Source organism: Streptomyces sp. JN8 (assembly GCF_055808075.1).
The window spans coordinates 3036285-3052578 of record NZ_CM147852.1; the positions used below are offsets into that span (position 1 = coordinate 3036285).

Here is a 16294-nt window from a genome sequence, read left to right on the forward strand (position 1 = left end):
CATGTGGGGGGTTCCGCAAGCGGAGCCCCCCACATGTATGCTCGTGCTCGCTGTCGACGCAGGGGAATCCGGCGCGAATCCGGAACTGTCCCGCAACGGTGTGCTTCGTACGGATACGACGTGTTCGGACGAGGTGAGTCCGAGGACCTGCCGGCAGCGCACCCGGTCCGATCGTTCCGGGTGCCGATGACTTCCGGGCCTCGCGGAGTGGGCCGGTGGACACAGCGCGTCCGGCGTCCGGACCCCCGCGTGCCCTCCTCCCCCCGCCGCGGCCCCGAGCCGAGCGAGGGAGAGCCCCCACGTGACCATCGCGCCTGCCGATCCGGCTTCCGCCGAGGCTTCCGCGGTCGAGAGCGACGGCCCCGGGACCGTGCTGCTGCGGACCCTGACCGACCTCACCGCCGACCTCCCCGACACCGACCCCGGCAGGGTCGCCGCCGCCGCGCTCCGCGGCCGCAGCGCCGCCGCGGACGAGGCGGAACTGCGCGAGCTGGCCACCGAGGCGGCCGCGGGTCTGATCGCCGAGGACCCGGCGTACTCCCGGCTCGCCGCCCGGCTCCTGACCATCACCATCGCCGACGAGGCCGCGAGCCAGGGCTCGTTCTCCTTCTCGGCCTCCGTCGCCGTCGGCCACCGCGAGGGCCTGATCGCCGACCGCACCGCGGAGTTCGTGGCGCAGCACGCGGACCGGCTCGACTCGACGATCGACGCGGCCGGCGACGACCGCTTCGGCTACTTCGGCCTGCGCACCCTCTACTCGCGCTACCTGCTGCGCCACCCGATCACCCGCAAGGTGATCGAGACCCCCCAGCACTTCATGCTCCGCGTGGCCTGCGGCCTCGCCGAGGACGACAGCGTCCGCGCGCTCGACGAGGTCGCCGCCCTCTACGGCCTGATGAGCCGGCTCGACTACCTGCCGTCCTCCCCCACGCTCTTCAACTCCGGCACCCGCCACCCGCAGATGTCCTCCTGCTACCTCCTGGACTCCCCCCAGGACGAGCTGGACTCCATCTACGACCGCTACCACCAGGTCGCGCGCCTCTCGAAGCACGCCGGCGGCATCGGCCTCTCCTACTCCCGCATCCGGGCCCGCGGTTCGCTGATCCGCGGCACCAACGGGCACTCCAACGGCATCGTCCCGTTCCTGAAGACCCTCGACGCCTCCGTCGCCGCGGTGAACCAGGGCGGCCGCCGCAAGGGCGCCGCCGCCGTCTACCTGGAGACCTGGCACGCGGACATCGAGGAGTTCCTGGAGCTCCGCGACAACACCGGCGAGGACCAGCGCCGCACGCACAACCTCAACCTCGCGCACTGGATCCCGGACGAGTTCATGCGCCGGGTCAACGCCGACGGCGAGTGGTCGCTGTTCTCCCCGGCGGACGTGCCCGAGCTGGTCGACCTGTGGGGCGAGGAGTTCGACGCCGCCTACCGCAAGGCCGAGGCCGCCGGCCTGGCCCGCAAGACGATGCCGGCCCGCGACCTGTACGGCCGGATGATGCGGACCCTGGCCCAGACCGGCAACGGCTGGATGACCTTCAAGGACGCCTCGAACCGGACCGCCAACCAGACGGCCGAGCCGGGCACCGTCGTCCACTCCTCGAACCTCTGCACCGAGATCATCGAGGTCACGAACGACGGCGAGACGGCCGTCTGCAACCTCGGCTCGGTCAACCTCGGGTCCTTCGTGACCGGCGGGGACATCGACTGGGAGCGCCTCGACGCCACCGTCCGCACGGCCGTCACCTTCCTCGACCGGGTCGTCGACATCAACTTCTACCCGACCGAGCAGGCGGGCCGCTCCAACGCCCGCTGGCGTCCGGTCGGCCTGGGCGCCATGGGCCTCCAGGACGTCTTCTTCCAGCTGAAGCTGCCGTTCGACTCGGCCGAGGCACGCGCACTGTCCACCCGGATCGCCGAGCGCATCATGCTCGCCGCCTACGAGGCCTCCGCCGACCTCGCCGAGCGCAACGGCCCCGTCCCCGCCTGGGAGCAGACCCGCACCGCCCGCGGCGTGCTGCACCCCGACCACTACGACGTGGAGCTCAACTGGCCCGAGCGCTGGGCCGCGCTGCGCGAGCGGATCGCCGTCACCGGCATGCGCAACAGCCTGCTCCTCGCCATCGCGCCGACCGCGACGATCGCCTCGATCGCCGGCGTCTACGAGTGCATCGAGCCCCAGGTCTCCAACCTCTTCAAGCGCGAGACGCTGTCCGGCGAGTTCCTCCAGGTCAACTCGTACCTCGTCGACGAGCTGAAGAAGCTCGGCGTGTGGGACGCGCAGACCCGTGAGGCGCTGCGCGACTCCAACGGCTCGGTGGCCGGCTTCACCTGGGTCCCGGCCGAGGTGCGCGAGCTGTACCGCACGGCCTGGGAGATCCCGCAGCGCGGTCTCATCGACATGGCCGCCGCCCGGACCCCGTTCCTGGACCAGTCGCAGTCGCTGAACCTGTTCCTGGAGACGCCGACCATCGGCAAGCTGTCGTCGATGTACGCGTACGCCTGGAAGCAGGGTCTGAAGACGACGTACTACCTGCGCTCCCGTCCGGCGACCCGGATCGCCCGCGCCGCCCAGGCCGCGACGCCGGCCGCCGCCACCATCCCCGTCCAGCAGGCGACTCCCGACGCGGACGCCCTCGCCTGCTCCCTTGAGAACCCCGAGTCCTGCGAGGCCTGCCAGTAATGAGCACCAACGAGAAGAAGAACCTCCTCGACCCGGGCTTCGAGCTGACCCTCCGTCCGATGCGCTACCCGGACTTCTACGAGCGCTACCGGGACGCGATCAAGAACACCTGGACCGTGGAGGAGGTCGACCTCCACTCGGACGTCGCCGACCTCGCCAAGCTCACGCCGGCCGAGCAGCACATGATCGGCCGCCTGGTCGCGTTCTTCGCGACCGGCGACTCGATCGTCTCGAACAACCTGGTGCTGACGCTCTACAAGCACATCAACTCCCCGGAGGCGCGCCTGTACCTGTCGCGCCAGCTGTTCGAGGAGGCCGTGCACGTCCAGTTCTACCTGACGCTGCTCGACACCTACCTGCCCGACCCGGACGACCGCGCCGCAGCGTTCGACGCGGTCGAGGAGATCCCCTCCATCCGCGAGAAGGCCCAGTTCTGCTTCAAGTGGATGGACTCGGTCGAGAAGATCGAGCGCCTGGAGACGGCCGCCGACCGCCGCCGCTTCCTGCTCAACCTGATCTGCTTCGCCGCGTGCATCGAGGGCCTGTTCTTCTACGGCGCCTTCGCCTACGTGTACTGGTTCCGGTCCCGCGGTCTGCTCCACGGCCTCGCGACCGGCACCAACTGGGTGTTCCGTGACGAGACGATGCACATGAACTTCGCCTTCGAGGTCGTGGACACCGTCCGCAAGGAGGAGCCCGAGCTCTTCGACGACGCGCTCCAGCAGCAGGTCACGGACATGCTGAAGGAGGCCGTCGAGGCGGAGCTCCAGTTCGGCCGCGACCTGTGCGGCGACGGCCTGCCCGGCATGAACACCGAGTCGATGCGCGAGTACCTCCAGTGCGTCGCCGACCAGCGCCTCCAGCGCCTCGGCTTCGCCCCGGTGTACGGCTCCGAGAACCCGTTCTCGTTCATGGAGCTCCAGGGCGTCCAGGAGCTCACCAACTTCTTCGAGCGCCGTCCGTCCGCCTACCAGGTGGCGGTCGAGGGCTCGGTGGACCTGGACGAGGACTTCTAGGACCCGGCGCGACGAGAGGGGCCCCGCACTCGGTCGAGTGCGGGGCCCCTCTCGTACGGCGCGGGCGATCAGGCGTTCGGCACCGTCTCGTAGCGGGGGGTGCCCTCCTCCATCTGGCGCAGGGCGTCCTTGCGGTCCCGCTTGGAGAGGCGGTCGATGTACAGGTAGCCGTACAGGTGGTCCGTCTCGTGCTGGAGGCAGCGGGCGAAGTAGCCCGTGCCGCGCACCTTGATCGGGTTGCCCTGCGCGTCCTGGCCGTGGACCTCCGCGTAGTCGGGGCGGGCCAGCTCGGCGTAGGCGGTCGGCACGGAGAGGCAGCCCTCGTTGGACTCGTCGAGGACGCGCGCCTCGGCCGGGAGCTCCTGGAGGACCGGGTTGACCACGACGCCGGTGTGCCGGGCGCCCTCGTCGTCCGGGCAGTCGTACACGAAGACCTTGAGGTCCACACCGATCTGGTTCGCGGCCAGGCCCACGCCCTCGGCGGCCTTCTGGCTGGCGAACATGTCGTCGATCAGCGCCGCGAGCGAGTCGTCGAACTCGGTGACGTCCTTGCACTCCTTGTGGAGCACCGGGTTGCCGACCACCGTGATCGGACGGGCCGTTCCGCGCTCGCGGTGGGCGAGCTCGCGCGCCTCGCAGTCCTCCGTGTCCACGACGAAGCCGTCGTTGATCGTCTGCTCGTCCGTCTCCTGCTGCGCCATGTCCGGCCGCGCCTTCCTGAAAACCCGATTCCGTCGGAGGACAGCCTACGGGCCCCCCGGCGTCCGCTCAGCAGACCTCTTCGAGATCCCGCCACTCGCGGCTGTCGGGGCTGTCCGCCACCCAGCCGTCGAGGAGCCCGCGGACCAGGCCCGCGGGAGCCGCGATGCCGCACTCCCGCTCGGGGACCCACAGCTCGCCGGGCGAGCGGTGTCCGAGCGGCCCGGGATGGCCCGGCTCGCTGTGGTCGTGGGGGTCGGAGTGCTCGCCCTCGCCCTCGGCACTCGGCATGGTCGACTCGGAGCAGGCCCGGCAGAGCAGCCGCACGGAGGACGACCAGTCCTCGGCGGCGAACCCCGCTTCCGCGGCCAGCTGCTCCAGGGCGTCCCGGTCGGCCTCGGTGGCCGCCTCCAGGAGGACCACCCAGGTGGGGACCGGAGAGGGGGCCCACAGCTCGATCTCGTCGAAGACCGGGTAGGCGGGCCCGGCCGTGGTGGTGCGCTCGCCGTTCGGCACGCCGTCGTGGAGGACCACCTCGCCCCAGCGGCGCCCCGAGGACGGCAGCGGGATGGAGAGGACCTCGATGCGGGCCGGGTCGAGCCGGCGGCCCCACACGACCTCGGCCTCGCCCTCGGGCGAGAGCCGGACGGCGGCGCTGCCCAGCTCCATGCCGGCGGGCTCGCCGGTGCCCGCGGCGGCGCCCGGCACCTTCAGTCCGTACGCCTGCCAGGCCCGGCGGGCCAGCGGCCAGTCCTGGAGCGCGGTCGCGGCGATGCCCACGTTCCACCAGTCGGGGGCGCCGCTCTCCTTGTCGAGCAGCGCGACGGCACGGAGCCCGGCGGCCCGCGCCTGCTCCCAGTCGTGCCGGAACTTGTGCAGCAGCGCCAGGTTGAACCAGGACTCGGAGAGCCAGGGCTCCAGGTCCGCCGCGCGTGTCAGGAGTGCGCCCGCGTCCTCGTACCGGCCGTCGCCGATCAGCGTGAACGCGCGGTCCGTGGCCTGCCGCCATGAGGCGGAGGGCCGATGCCGTACCTTCCCGAAGATCTTCACGATTCCCGCCTGCCGGTCGCTTCACCCTCTTGTTCGCATCCAACCATGCCCGGTCGGACGCGCGCTCATTACCCATGGGTTACCCCGTAGCGACGGAGGTCACCCCAGTCGCTCCGCCCCGCGCCAGGACCCTGGCCAGGCATTCGACGACGTCCGGGTGGTGGTCGCGGGCGATGCCGAGCCGGAGCCGCTCCAGGGCGTCGAGGGCGGCGGCCGCCCCCTCGCCTCCCGCGAGGTCGTCGTAGGCGTTCACGGTCCGGACGATCCGGGCGGGCAGCGGCTGCTCACGGTACGGGTCGGCCTGCCGCTCCACGACCACGGCGACGGCCTCGGGGACCCCGGTCCTGCGGACGACCTCGCCGCCCAGCAGGGCGATCCGGCGCTGCTCCTCGGCGGGCAGCAGGGCGGTGGCGCCGCCGGCGACGGGGTCGACGAGGGAGAGCTGGCCGATGTCGTGCATGAGGGCCGCGTGCTCCAGGACGGCCAGCTCGGTCCCGGAGAGCCCGAGCTCGCGGCCGACGGCGGCGCTGAGGGCGGCGACCCGGTGGGCGTGCCCGGGCGGGGTGCAGCCGGCGATCTCGGTGGCACGGGCGAGGGAGGCGATGGTCTGCCGGTTGACGGTGCGCACGGCGGCGTACCGCCGGAAGGAGACCTGGGTGAGCAGCAGCGGCACGGCGAGTACGGGCAGGGCCCAGAGCCCGGCGGCGGCCACGCCGAGTGCCATGACGGTGCCGGTGGCGCCGACGGCGGAGCCGATGCCGCGGAGGGCGCGCAGTTCGTCGCGGAGGAGGGGGCCGTACGGGAACCCGGTGCGGGCGCGGAGCAGGAGGGCGGCGAGGACGGCGTCGCACAGGGCGGTCAGGCCGAGCAGCAGGACGAGGAAGAGGGCGTAGGCGGGGCCTTCGCCCAGGTGCCGGACGACGGTGCCGGAGTTGTACAGGGGCTGGAAGCAGAGCGCGGCGAAGCCGACGGTGAGGACGCGGCGGGCGAGGTGGTCGAGGCCGGGCTCCCGGCCCCGGGCGAGGTGGGGGACGATTCCGGCGAGGCCCGCGGCGACGACGACGGCGACGATCTGGAGGACGCCGTGGGTGGTGGCGGTGCCGGCGCTGGACCCGAGCAGGGCGTAGGCGAGGGCCCCGGCGGCGGCGAGCGGGGCGGGTTCGCCGGCGCCCGGGGTCTCGCGCGCGGGGAGGGCTCCGGCGGCGGGTGCGGTGCCCCAGCGGGTGAGTTCGCCGAGGGCGACGAGGGTGCCGAAGGCGAGGGCGTTGCCGGGTTCGTCGACGCCGTACCAGAGGGTGGAGGCGAATCCGGCGAGGCTCAGCAGGAGGGCCGCTCCGCGGACGGCTCCGACGGTGGGGGCGCCGGGTCTCATGCGCGCTCCCTGGACCGGGGGCCCTCGGCGGCTCCGGGTGCCCGGCCCGGCGTGCCGGTTCCGCGCGGCGGGGGCAGGTTCCCGCCGGGCGGGCCGGCCGGGAGGGTCTCGTCGGCGGTGACGGCGGGCTGCCAGCCGTGCCGGTCGAGGGCGCGGACGAGGGCGGCGACCATGGTGGCGTCGAAGTGGCTGCCGGCGCACCGCTCCAGTTCGGCGACGGCGGTCGGCACCGGGCGGGCCCGGCTGTAGGAGCGGGTGGAGGTCATGGCGTCGAAGGCGTCGGCGACGGCCACCATCCGGGCGTACTCGGGGATCTCGTCGCCGCGCAGGCCGTAGGGGTAGCCGCTGCCGTCCATGCGCTCGTGGTGGTGGAGGATCGCGCCCCGCGCCTCGCCGAGGAAGCCGATGCCGCGGACGATCTCGTGGCCGTACTCGGGGTGCAGCTCGATGATCCGGCGCTCCTCGGGGGTGAGGGGCCCGTCCTTGCGGAGGATCCGGGTGGGGACGCCGAGTTTGCCGACGTCGTGGAGGATGCCGGCGAACCGTACGACGTCGAGCCGGTCCTCGGGCATGCCCAGCTCGCGGGCGATCAGGACGGAGGCGTGGCCGACGCGTTCGCCGTGGCCTCGGGTGTAGCGGTCCTTGATGTCGACGGCCTGGACGAGGGCGCGGATGGTGGCCTGGTGGGCCGCGCGCTCGCGGTGGTACTGGGCGAAGACCCAGCAGGAGATGTGGATGGGGAGGAGCACGAAGAGGGCCGACACCGGCCCGTACGTGCTGCGCCAGAGGACGGCCATCATGAGTCCGGCGAGGCCGTGCACGGCGTGCGGGGCGAGTGCCCGGCCGAGGAGGCCGTGCCAGGCGGCCCGCAGCGGCAGGCCGTCGGCGGTGGCCCGGATGCCGCCGTCGAGGGCGGTGAGGACGAGGCAGAAGGCGAGCGCGGCGGCGCCGGCGGGCAGCAGGGCGTACGGGAAGTCGGGGGCGTCGGGCCCGTGTCCGAGGGCGCGGGCGCAGCCCAGGGCCTCGGCGGTGCGCGCCGCGGCCCAGACCGCGAGGGCGGTGGCGGCGGCCCGCCAGGCGCGGCGGGGGGCGGCCGGGGGTTCCTCGACGCGGGCGAGGAGGCTGCCGGGGAGGGCGGTGAGCGCGGCGGCCGCGGGGGGCAGGAGGAGGGCGGCGGCGAGGAGGACGGGGAAGAAGGAGCCGGCGCCGAAGGGGACGGATCCGCCGGTGGCGCGGCCGAGGAGGCGGCAGCGGGAGGGCAGCTCGCAGAGCGCGGACAGGGCGGCGAGGAGGGCGACCGTGCCCCAGGGGGTGGCCGCGCCGGGGCGGAGGGCGGGCAGGACGGCCGCCCCGGTGCCCAGCACGGCGCAGCCGATGTACACGCGGGCCGCGCGCGGAATGACCTTGACGCCCATCACGCGGGTCACGCTAGCGAGTCGGGCGGTCCGGGGCGGCGGGCTGGAGCGGATTCGCACCAACGGGTGATACAAGCTGATATACGCGGGAGGCCGCCGCGATCGGATCGCGGCGGCCTCCGTGTCCCGCTCCGGCGGGGAGGTCTACTCCTGGGTCGCCGGGGTCGTCGGCACGATCGGCGTGATCTCCTGCTCGGGCACCGGGTGCCCGGAGCGGATCAGGTCGATCCGGCCCATGACCTTGGACCGCAGGTCGGTGGGGACGTCGTCGCTGCCGCAGCAGCGCTTGACGAGCTTCTTCACGGCCTGCTCCAGGCCGTACTTCTCCAGGCAGGGGGAGCACTCCTCGAAGTGCACCTCGAACTTGGTGCAGTCACTGTCGGGCATCTCGTTGTCGAGGAACTCGTACAGATGGTCCAGGACTTCCGAGCAATCCGTCTCGTGCGGCTCTCCGCAGCTCATGAGCCCGAGCCTTTCAGATCGTTCGACGACTCTCCGGCGCCCGCGGGTACCAGCCCGCGGTCGCGAGCGTAGTCCTCGAGCATGCCGCGCAGCTGGCGGCGTCCCCGGTGCAGTCGTGACATCACCGTACCGATGGGTGTCCCCATGATGTCCGCGATCTCCTTGTACGCAAAGCCCTCGACATCCGCGAGATAGACGGCGATGCGGAACTCCTCGGGAATCGCCTGGAGCGCTTCCTTCACGTCGGAGTCCGGGAGGTGGTCGAGCGCCTGCGACTCGGCGGAGCGCAGACCGGTCGACATGTGCGACTCGGCGCGCGCGAGCTGCCAGTCCTCGATCTCCTCGGCGGCGCTGCGCTGGGGTTCGCGCTGCTTCTTCCGGTACGAGTTGATGAAGGTGTTGGTGAGGATGCGGTACAGCCAGGCCTTGAGGTTCGTACCCTCGCGGAACTGGTGGAAGGATCCGTACGCCTTGGCGTAGGTCTCCTGCACCAGGTCCTCCGCGTCCGCGGGGTTGCGCGTCATGCGCAGCGCGGCCGAGTACATCTGGTCGAGGAAGCCGAGGGCGTCCCGCTCGAAGCGCGCGTTGCGCTCCTCGGTCGTCTCCTCGGGGCCGTCGTCGGTCCCTGTGTCGGTCCCAGTGACCGGACCCACCTCCTCCAGCGCGGCGGCGAGCCCGAGGGCGGACCCGCTCGTTTCGGAGGATAGACGAGGAACCGCTCCGCCCGCCGCCCGAATCCGGGCTCCCTGGGGAGCGGGCAGCACTGTCCAGTCGAGGTCAGCGGCCTGCGCGCGCTCCGGGCAGATGGTCGAACCCATGCGACGGACTCCCTCTTCCTTGCTTCACACCGACGCACGGAACAACAGTGCTCCCCCGCTCGGCATTCCCGGTCCGTCAGCCCAGGGAGCCGATCCAGTCGGCGACGCCGGCCACGAGGATCTCCAGTGCCTCCTCCTGGCCGAGCGGGGCCCGCTTGGGGAGCGCGAAACCGTGGTCCCCGTAAGGGATCTCGACGAGGCGGTACGGGCCGTCCGGGAACTCCGCGGGCCGTCCGAAGGGGTCGTTGCCGCCCTGGACGACGAGCGTCGGGAGGCCGCTGCCGAGGAGTTCACCGGCGCGGGACCGCTCCGGCCTGCCGGGCGGGTGCAGGGGGAAGCTCAGGGCGAGGACGGCGTGCGCGCCGAGCTCCCGCCCGGTGCGGCAGGCGACCCGGGCGCCGGCGCTGCGGCCGCCCGCGACGACCGGCAGACCGGGCCGGGCGAGCGCCGGCCAGAGTCCGCGCCAGCCGGTGTCCAGGGTCTTGGGGGCGGGTGCGACCTTCTTGCCCGCGACCCGCCAGGGCTGCTCGACGAGCGCGGTGGTCACGCCCCGGGCGGGCAGCGCTGCGGCCAGGGCCCGGAGGTCGCGGGCCTCGATGCCGCCGCCGGCGCCGTGGCCCAGGGCGAGGACGGCCCGGGGCGCGGGCGCCTCGTGCCAGGCGATGCGGGCGTCCCCGGCGTCGGTGGGGACGGTCTCGTACTGTGTCACGTCGGTCACGCCCCCATCCTGCCCCCGCCGGCGGTCCGGGCCGCGCCGCCCGGAGGGTGTCGGGCGAACCCCGCGGGCGGGAGGGCGCCGAGGCGTGTGGCGACCGGTCAGAACAGGGTGCCGACCTCCGGGCCGTCCAGCTCCGTCAGCAACTCGGCCCCGTTGTTGCGGACGTTGCTGACCGCGGTCGCCACCGGATAGGCCCGCATGAGGCCCTCCGGCGGGGCGGCGAGCAGCCCGCGCAGCTCCTCGGGCCGGGTGATCGCCGGGTCGAGCCAGGCGTCCCAGCGGTCCTCGGTGAGCATCAGCGGCATCCGGGGGTGGATGTCGGCGAGCGAGCGGGGGCCCTCGGCCGGGGCCACGCCCAGCGGCCCGGTCTCGGCCTCGGTGGTGATCACCGAGCAGGTGACCCACCAGGCCGAGGGGGCGCCGTCGGGCAGGGTCGGGTCCCGCCAGAACTCGTACAGGCCCGCCATCGCGAAGACCGAGCCGTCGGCCGGGGTCACGAAGTACGGCTGCTTGCGGGCCCGCTTCCGCTTCCCCTCGACCTCCAGCTCCCGCTCGCCCGCGCCGGTGACCCACTCGTAGTAGCCGTCGGCGGGCAGGATGCACCGGCGGGCCGCGAAGGCCCCCTTGAAGGAGGGCTTCTCGTCCAGGGTCTCGGCCCGTGCGTTGATCATCCGGGCGGCACCCTCCGGGGTCTTCGACCAGGACGGCACCAGGCCCCAGCGCAGTGCGCGGAGCTGGCGAACCGGACGCCGGGATCCGGCGTCCTTCAGAGGACGCTCCAGTACGGCCCAGACCTCCTTGGTGGGGGCCACGTTCCAGTCCGGTGCCAGGGCCTCCTCCGGCTCCCACTTCTCGATGCCGAAGGCCTCGACGAGGTCCTCGGGCCGCCGACTCGCTGCAAACCGTCCGCACATACGTGCCACACTGCCACGATCCCCGACCCCCCGAGGAGCGGCCCGAACGATGGACCTCGACCTCTTCGGCGCGCAGGCCGCGCCGCCCGAGTGGCTGGTGATCGCCACCGGCGTCGCCGCCCTGGCCGTCACCGTGCCCCGCCGCGTCTGGCTGCTCGCCCGCAACGCGATCACCATCGCCCACGAGGGCGGCCACGGACTGGTCGCCCTCGCCACCGGCCGGCGGCTCGAAGCGATCCGGCTGCACTCGGACACCAGCGGACTGACCGTGAGCCGCGGCCGGCCGACCGGTCTCGGCGTGGTCCTCACCCTGGCCGCCGGCTATCCCGCGGCCCCGCTGCTCGGCCTCGGCGGCGCCGCCCTGCTCGGCACCCACCGGGTGACCCTGCTGCTGTGGGTGGCGACGGCCCTGCTGCTCGCGATGCTCGTGATGGTCCGCAACGCCTACGGGATCCTCACCGTCCTGCTCACCGGCGCCGCCTTCCTCCTCGTGTCCTGGCTGACCTCCCCCGAGGTCCAGTCGGCCTTCGCGTACGCCGTGGTGTGGTTCCTGCTGCTCGGCGGCGTCCGCCCGGCCTTCGAGCTCCAGTTCAAGCGGCGCCACGGCGGGACACCGGACTCGGACGCGGACCAGCTCGCGCGGCTCACCCATGTGCCCGCCGGAGTGTGGCTGGTCTTCTTCCACGCCGTCGCGATCTCGGCCCTGATCGGCGGCGGGCGCTGGCTCCTGGGCTTCTGACTCCCCCGTACAGTGAGTCCATGACCGCAGCCACCTCCGCGCACATCGACCCGCCCACCGACCTCTGGCCCGCTCCGTATGCCCGCGGCGCCGTCGACGCGACCGTCACCGTGCCCGGATCGAAGTCGGTCACCAACCGCGCCCTGGTCCTCGCCGCGCTGGCGTCCGAGCCCGGCTGGCTCCGCCGCCCGCTGCGCTCCCGCGACACCCTCCTGATGGCCGAGGCGCTGCGCACCCTCGGCGTGCGGATCGAGGAGGGCGTGGGCCCGGACGGCTCGGGCGAGGCCTGGCGGATCATCCCCTCGCCGCTGCGCGGCCCGGCGACCGTCGACGTCGGCAACGCCGGCACGGTCATGCGTTTCCTGCCCCCGGTCGCGGCGCTCGCCGACGGCCCGGTGCGCTTCGACGGCGACCCCCGCTCCCACGAGCGGCCGCTGCACGGCGTGATCGACGCCCTGCGCGCGCTCGGCGCCCGCATCGACGACGAGGGGCGCGGCGCCCTCCCCCTGACGGTGCACGGCGCCGGCGGCCTGGACGGCGGCACCGTCGAGATCGACGCCTCCTCGTCCTCCCAGTTCGTGAGCGCCCTGCTGCTCTCCGCGCCCCGCTTCAACCAGGGCGTGGAGGTGCGGCACGTGGGATCGCGGCTGCCCTCGCTGCCGCACATCCGGATGACCGTCGACATGCTGCGGGCGGTCGGCGCGCAGGTCGACGAGCCGGAGCACGGCGGTGCCCCGAACGTGTGGCGGGTGGCGCCCTCCGCGCTGCGCGGCCGGGACCTGGTGGTCGAGCCCGACCTGTCGAACGCGCAGCCGTTCCTGGCGGCGGCCCTGGTCACCGGCGGCCGGGTGACGGTGCCGGACTGGCCGGCGCGGACCACCCAGCCCGGTGACGCGCTGCGGACGATCTTCACCGAGATGGGTGGATCCTGCGAGCTGACCGAGGCCGGTCTGACCTTCACCGGCACGGGCCGGATCCACGGCATCGACGTCGACCTCGGCGAGGTGGGCGAGCTGACGCCCGGCATCGCGGCGGTCGCGGCCCTCGCGGACTCCCCGTCGACCCTGCGCGGGGTCGCCCACCTCCGGCTGCACGAGACGGACCGGCTGGCGGCGCTCACCAAGGAGATCAACGAGCTGGGCGGCGACGTGACCGAGACCGAGGACGGTCTCCACATCCGCCCGCGCCCGCTGCACGGCGGCGTCTTCCGCACGTACCACGACCACCGCATGGCGACGGCGGGCGCGATCATCGGCCTGGCGGTCGAGGGCGTGGAGATCGAGGACGTGGCCACGACGGCGAAGACCTTGCCCGACTTCCCCAGGATGTGGACCGAAATGCTCGGGGCCTGAACCATGCGGCGCTACGGCAAGCACACCGACGAGGACGACATCCGCCAGCGGCCCAACCGCAAGGGCACCCGCCCCCGCACCACGATCCGTCCGAAGCACGAGGACGCCGTGGAGGGGATGGTCCTCACCGTCGACCGCGGCCGGCTGACCGTCCTGGTCGACGACCGGGCGGTGACCGCGATGAAGGCGCGCGAGCTGGGCCGCAAGGCGGCCGTGGTCGGCGACCGCGTGTCGCTCGTCGGCGACCTGTCCGGCGAGAAGGACACGCTGGCCCGGATCGTGCGGATCGGGGAGCGCAGCTCGGTGCTGCGGCGCACGGCCGACGACGACGACCCGTACGAGCGGGTGGTCGTGGCCAACGCCGACCAGCTGGCCATCGTCACCGCCCTCGCCGACCCCGAGCCGCGCCCGCGGCTGATCGACCGGTGCCTGGTCGCCGCGTACGACGGCGGTCTCAGCCCGCTGCTCGTGCTCACCAAGTCCGACCTGGCGCCGCCGGACTCCCTCCTGGAGATGTACGGCGCGCTGGGCGTGCCGCACGTGGTCACCACCCGCGACGAGTTCGTCGACGGGGTGGCCGCCGAGCGGGTCCACGAGCACCTCAAGGGGCGGACCACCGCCTTCGTCGGGCATTCCGGCGTCGGCAAGACGACCCTGGTGAACGCCCTGGTGCCGCCGGAGCGCCGGCGGACCACCGGTGTCGTGAACGCGGTCACGGGCCGCGGCCGGCACACCACCACCTCCGCGCTCGCCCTGCCGCTCAACGACAAGGAGGGCGGCTGGGTCATCGACACCCCGGGCGTCCGCTCCTTCGGCCTGCACCACGTCGACCCGTCCCGGGTCATCCTCGCCTTCCCCGACCTGGTGCCGGGGACGGAGAACTGCCCGCGCGCGTGCAGCCACGACGAGCAGGACTGCGCGCTGGACGCCTGGGTGGCTGAGGGACACGCCGATCCGGCGCGGCTCGTCTCGCTGCGCCGGCTGCTCGCGACCCGGGAGCGGCGCGAGGGCGACTGAGCCCGGCCGGCCCGCGTTTGCGGGCGGCCGCGCCGTCCGCGTTTACGGACGACCACGATCGGTAAGGGCATAATCGCACCAAGTGCGACGAAGCAGTCACCGACGGCGTGGGAGGCACTGACGATGGCGTGGCTGCTGGTGGTGGTGGCGGGCTTTCTGGAGACGGGGTTCGCGGTCTGCCTGAAGCTCTCGCACGGGTTCACCCGGCTGTGGCCGACGGTCGCGTTCGCCGCCTTCGCCCTGGGCAGCTTCGGCCTCCTCACGCTCGCCCTGCGCAAGCTCGACGTGGGTCCCGCGTACGCGGTGTGGACCGGGATCGGGGCGGCGGGGACGGCGATCTACGGGATGATCTTCCTCGGCGACGTGGTCTCGACGCTCAAGATCATCTCGATCAGCCTGGTCATCGTCGGGGTGATCGGACTCCAGCTGTCCGGCTCCGCGCACTGACCTCCCGCCCGCACCTGGTCGACGGTGGGGACCGCGGGCGCCACGACATGGCTGAGGGCCAGCCGCACGGCGAGTTCGCAGCCCGCCGCCCACCGCTCCCCCGCGCAGGCCGCGGTCGCCGCGACCAGCTCGCCGGGCGCGGGCGGGCCCTCGTCGGCGCGGCGCTGGGCCGGGACGGCCGCGGGGCGGGCGCCGGGCCGGGCGGGCCGGGGTGCGGGCAGCCGCTCGTCCCAGGCGCCGGTGAGCAGGGACCGCAGGACGGGGCGGGCGGCGGCCCGGGTGACGATCCACTCGGCGACGGCGACCAGGTTCCGCTCGGGCGGGGCCGGCACGGCGAGCAGCCGCCGGACGCCCTGCAGATAGCTGTCGGCCTCCCGGTGCACCAGGGCGCGGGCGAGGCCCTCCTTGCTGCCGAACTCGTTGTAGAGGGTCTGCCGGGAGACCCGGGCGGCCACGGCCAGGTCCGCCATGCGCACGGTGGACCAGGACCGGTGCGCGAGCGCGGCGAGCGCGGCGTCGAGCAGGGCCTCGCGGGCAGTCGGCATCGGCGCCTCCGGACCGGGGAATCGTCTCCGTGCTCAGCGTCGACAGGCGTCCGGGCACTGTCAAGGGGCCGCCCGTGGACGGTTCGCCGCGTCGGGACCACCCGGGGATAGAGTGCCGACCATGGCCGATTACCACGATGATCTGCGTCTCGCCCACGTCCTCGCGGATGCCGCCGACGCGGCCACCATGGACCGTTTCCAGGCGCTCGACCTCAAGGTCGAGACGAAGCCGGACATGACTCCGGTGAGCGAGGCCGACAAGGCAGCCGAGGAACTGATCCGGGGGCAGCTCCAGCGGGCCAGGCCGCGCGACGCGATCCTGGGCGAGGAGTTCGGCGTGGAGGGCTCCGGCCCGCGCCGCTGGGTGATCGACCCGATCGACGGTACGAAGAACTACGTGCGCGGGGTACCCGTCTGGGCGACCCTGATCGCCCTGATGGAGGCCGGGGACACCGGGTTCCAGCCGGTGGTGGGCGTGGTGTCGGCCCCGGCGCTCGGCCGGCGCTGGTGGGCGGCGAAGGGCCTGGGCGCGTACACCGGGCGCAGTCTCGCCTCGGCGACCCGGATCGGGGTCTCGAAGGTGTCCTCCCTGGCGGACGCCTCCTTCGCGTACTCCTCGCTGGACGGCTGGGAGGAGCAGGGCCGCCTCGACGGCTTCCTGGACCTCACGCGCGCGTGCTGGCGGACCCGGGCGTACGGCGACTTCTGGCCGTACATGATGGTCGCCGAGGGCTCGGTGGACATCTGCGCGGAGCCGGAGCTGTCGCTGTGGGACATGGCCGCGGTGGCGGTCGTGGTGCAGGAGGCGGGCGGTACGTACACGGGGCTGGACGGCCGGCACGGTCCGCACAGCGGGAACGCGGCCGCGTCGAACGGCCTGCTCCACGGCGAGCTGCTGAGCTACCTCAACCAGGAGGCCGCGGCGGGCTGAGCGCCCGGCCGGAGCCTCCGGAACCTCGGCGTTCGAGCGCCCTCGGCACTCCCCGAGGGCGCCTCGCGCGCCCCCTTGTCGAGCCCCTGCCCCGGTGCCACTCTGAGAGTCCCCCCACT

16 protein-coding genes and 1 riboswitch are annotated in these 16294 nt (G+C 73.4%); of the genes, 7 read left to right on the forward strand and 9 right to left on the reverse strand.

Translation table 11 applies throughout. The features are described 5' to 3' along the window. Window positions 1–37: 37 nt before the first annotated feature. Window positions 38–169, forward strand: a riboswitch (cobalamin riboswitch). 132 nt (window positions 170–301) lie between these two features. Next, entirely contained in the window at window positions 302–2680 is a 2379-nt protein-coding gene (locus ACY0MR_RS12960) for a ribonucleoside-diphosphate reductase subunit alpha (protein ID WP_388793325.1), read from the forward strand. Beyond that, on the forward strand, window positions 2680–3696 hold the full coding sequence (locus ACY0MR_RS12965; protein WP_055600924.1) for a ribonucleotide-diphosphate reductase subunit beta: 1017 nt from the start codon (window positions 2680–2682) through the stop codon (window positions 3694–3696). Before ACY0MR_RS12960 ends, ACY0MR_RS12965 begins: the two co-directional genes overlap by 1 nt. 68 nt (window positions 3697–3764) lie before the next feature. On the opposite strand, the gene def is transcribed toward ACY0MR_RS12965, so the two are convergent. From def to ACY0MR_RS13005, 8 genes are all read right to left on the reverse strand, one after another. Continuing rightward, window positions 3765–4397 carry a peptide deformylase gene (gene def, locus ACY0MR_RS12970; RefSeq protein ID WP_388793319.1) on the reverse strand — a complete coding sequence of 211 codons (633 nt, stop codon included), beginning with the start codon at window positions 4395–4397 and terminating at the stop codon, window positions 3765–3767. Window positions 4398–4464: 67 nt separating this feature from the next. After that, a complete protein-coding gene (locus tag ACY0MR_RS12975) occupies window positions 4465–5445 on the reverse strand; it encodes a tetratricopeptide repeat protein (RefSeq protein WP_361850233.1) in 981 nt (326 codons plus the stop codon). A gap of 79 nt (window positions 5446–5524) precedes the next feature. Continuing rightward, on the reverse strand, window positions 5525–6817 hold the full coding sequence (locus ACY0MR_RS12980) for an HD domain-containing protein (protein ID WP_361850235.1): 1293 nt from the start codon (window positions 6815–6817) through the stop codon (window positions 5525–5527). Continuing rightward, complete coding sequence (locus ACY0MR_RS12985) at window positions 6814–8232, reverse strand: HD-GYP domain-containing protein (protein WP_473561781.1); 1419 nt, start codon at window positions 8230–8232, stop codon at window positions 6814–6816. The genes ACY0MR_RS12980 and ACY0MR_RS12985 overlap by 4 nt, the downstream gene beginning before the upstream one ends. A 144-nt stretch (window positions 8233–8376) precedes the next feature. Then, window positions 8377–8694 (reverse strand): mycothiol system anti-sigma-R factor, encoded by a 318-nt coding sequence (gene rsrA, locus ACY0MR_RS12990; RefSeq protein WP_361850237.1) that lies wholly within the window; start codon window positions 8692–8694, stop codon window positions 8377–8379. Then, window positions 8691–9347: a sigma-70 family RNA polymerase sigma factor gene (locus ACY0MR_RS12995; RefSeq protein WP_187282890.1), complete on the reverse strand. Its 657-nt coding sequence runs from the start codon at window positions 9345–9347 to the stop codon at window positions 8691–8693. The genes rsrA and ACY0MR_RS12995 overlap by 4 nt, the downstream gene beginning before the upstream one ends. A 241-nt stretch (window positions 9348–9588) precedes the next feature. Continuing rightward, on the reverse strand, window positions 9589–10221 hold the full coding sequence (locus ACY0MR_RS13000; RefSeq protein WP_392862785.1) for an alpha/beta hydrolase family protein: 633 nt from the start codon (window positions 10219–10221) through the stop codon (window positions 9589–9591). Window positions 10222–10328: 107 nt separating this feature from the next. Next, the gene (locus ACY0MR_RS13005) at window positions 10329–11144 is read right to left on the reverse strand and encodes an SOS response-associated peptidase (RefSeq protein ID WP_473561784.1); all 816 of its coding nucleotides are present in this window, start codon (window positions 11142–11144) and stop codon (window positions 10329–10331) included. A gap of 49 nt (window positions 11145–11193) precedes the next feature. Here ACY0MR_RS13005 and ACY0MR_RS13010 point away from each other — a divergent pair, with 49 nt between their 5' ends. The 4 genes from ACY0MR_RS13010 to ACY0MR_RS13025 all read left to right on the forward strand — a co-directional run bounded on the left by ACY0MR_RS13010 (window position 11194) and on the right by ACY0MR_RS13025 (window position 14699). Then, window positions 11194–11883 carry a M50 family metallopeptidase gene (locus ACY0MR_RS13010; RefSeq protein WP_388793314.1) on the forward strand — a complete coding sequence of 230 codons (690 nt, stop codon included), beginning with the start codon at window positions 11194–11196 and terminating at the stop codon, window positions 11881–11883. A gap of 20 nt (window positions 11884–11903) precedes the next feature. Continuing rightward, window positions 11904–13235, forward strand: a complete 1332-nt coding sequence (gene aroA, locus ACY0MR_RS13015; protein ID WP_392862128.1) for a 3-phosphoshikimate 1-carboxyvinyltransferase — start codon at window positions 11904–11906, stop codon at window positions 13233–13235. 3 nt (window positions 13236–13238) lie between these two features. Then, complete coding sequence (rsgA, locus tag ACY0MR_RS13020) at window positions 13239–14252, forward strand: ribosome small subunit-dependent GTPase A (RefSeq protein ID WP_361850243.1); 1014 nt, start codon at window positions 13239–13241, stop codon at window positions 14250–14252. Window positions 14253–14375: 123 nt separating this feature from the next. Next, window positions 14376–14699, forward strand: a complete 324-nt coding sequence (locus tag ACY0MR_RS13025; protein ID WP_266969090.1) for a DMT family transporter — start codon at window positions 14376–14378, stop codon at window positions 14697–14699. Here ACY0MR_RS13025 and ACY0MR_RS13030 read toward each other — a convergent pair. Continuing rightward, window positions 14591–15244: a TetR/AcrR family transcriptional regulator gene (locus ACY0MR_RS13030; RefSeq protein ID WP_388793309.1), complete on the reverse strand. Its 654-nt coding sequence runs from the start codon at window positions 15242–15244 to the stop codon at window positions 14591–14593. The genes ACY0MR_RS13025 and ACY0MR_RS13030 overlap by 109 nt on opposite strands. Before the next feature lie 121 nt (window positions 15245–15365). Between ACY0MR_RS13030 and hisN the strand changes: the two genes are divergently transcribed. Further along, window positions 15366–16175, forward strand: coding sequence for a histidinol-phosphatase (gene hisN, locus ACY0MR_RS13035; protein WP_361850247.1), 810 nt, complete (start codon window positions 15366–15368; stop codon window positions 16173–16175). Window positions 16176–16294 lie beyond the last annotated feature (119 nt).

Coding starts and splice junctions, on each gene's coding strand:
- ACY0MR_RS12965 (WP_055600924.1), top strand. CDS start 2,680: ATGAGCACCAACGAGAAGAAGAACCTCCTCGACCCGGGCTTCGAGCTG.
- def (WP_388793319.1), bottom strand. CDS start 4,397: ATGGCGCAGCAGGAGACGGACGAGCAGACGATCAACGACGGCTTCGTC.
- ACY0MR_RS12980 (WP_361850235.1), bottom strand. CDS start 6,817: ATGAGACCCGGCGCCCCCACCGTCGGAGCCGTCCGCGGAGCGGCCCTC.
- ACY0MR_RS12985 (WP_473561781.1), bottom strand. CDS start 8,232: ATGGGCGTCAAGGTCATTCCGCGCGCGGCCCGCGTGTACATCGGCTGC.
- rsrA (WP_361850237.1), bottom strand. CDS start 8,694: ATGAGCTGCGGAGAGCCGCACGAGACGGATTGCTCGGAAGTCCTGGAC.
- ACY0MR_RS13005 (WP_473561784.1), bottom strand. CDS start 11,144: ATGTGCGGACGGTTTGCAGCGAGTCGGCGGCCCGAGGACCTCGTCGAG.
- ACY0MR_RS13010 (WP_388793314.1), top strand. CDS start 11,194: ATGGACCTCGACCTCTTCGGCGCGCAGGCCGCGCCGCCCGAGTGGCTG.
- aroA (WP_392862128.1), top strand. CDS start 11,904: ATGACCGCAGCCACCTCCGCGCACATCGACCCGCCCACCGACCTCTGG.
- rsgA (WP_361850243.1), top strand. CDS start 13,239: ATGCGGCGCTACGGCAAGCACACCGACGAGGACGACATCCGCCAGCGG.
- ACY0MR_RS13025 (WP_266969090.1), top strand. CDS start 14,376: ATGGCGTGGCTGCTGGTGGTGGTGGCGGGCTTTCTGGAGACGGGGTTC.
- ACY0MR_RS13030 (WP_388793309.1), bottom strand. CDS start 15,244: ATGCCGACTGCCCGCGAGGCCCTGCTCGACGCCGCGCTCGCCGCGCTC.
- hisN (WP_361850247.1), top strand. CDS start 15,366: ATGGCCGATTACCACGATGATCTGCGTCTCGCCCACGTCCTCGCGGAT.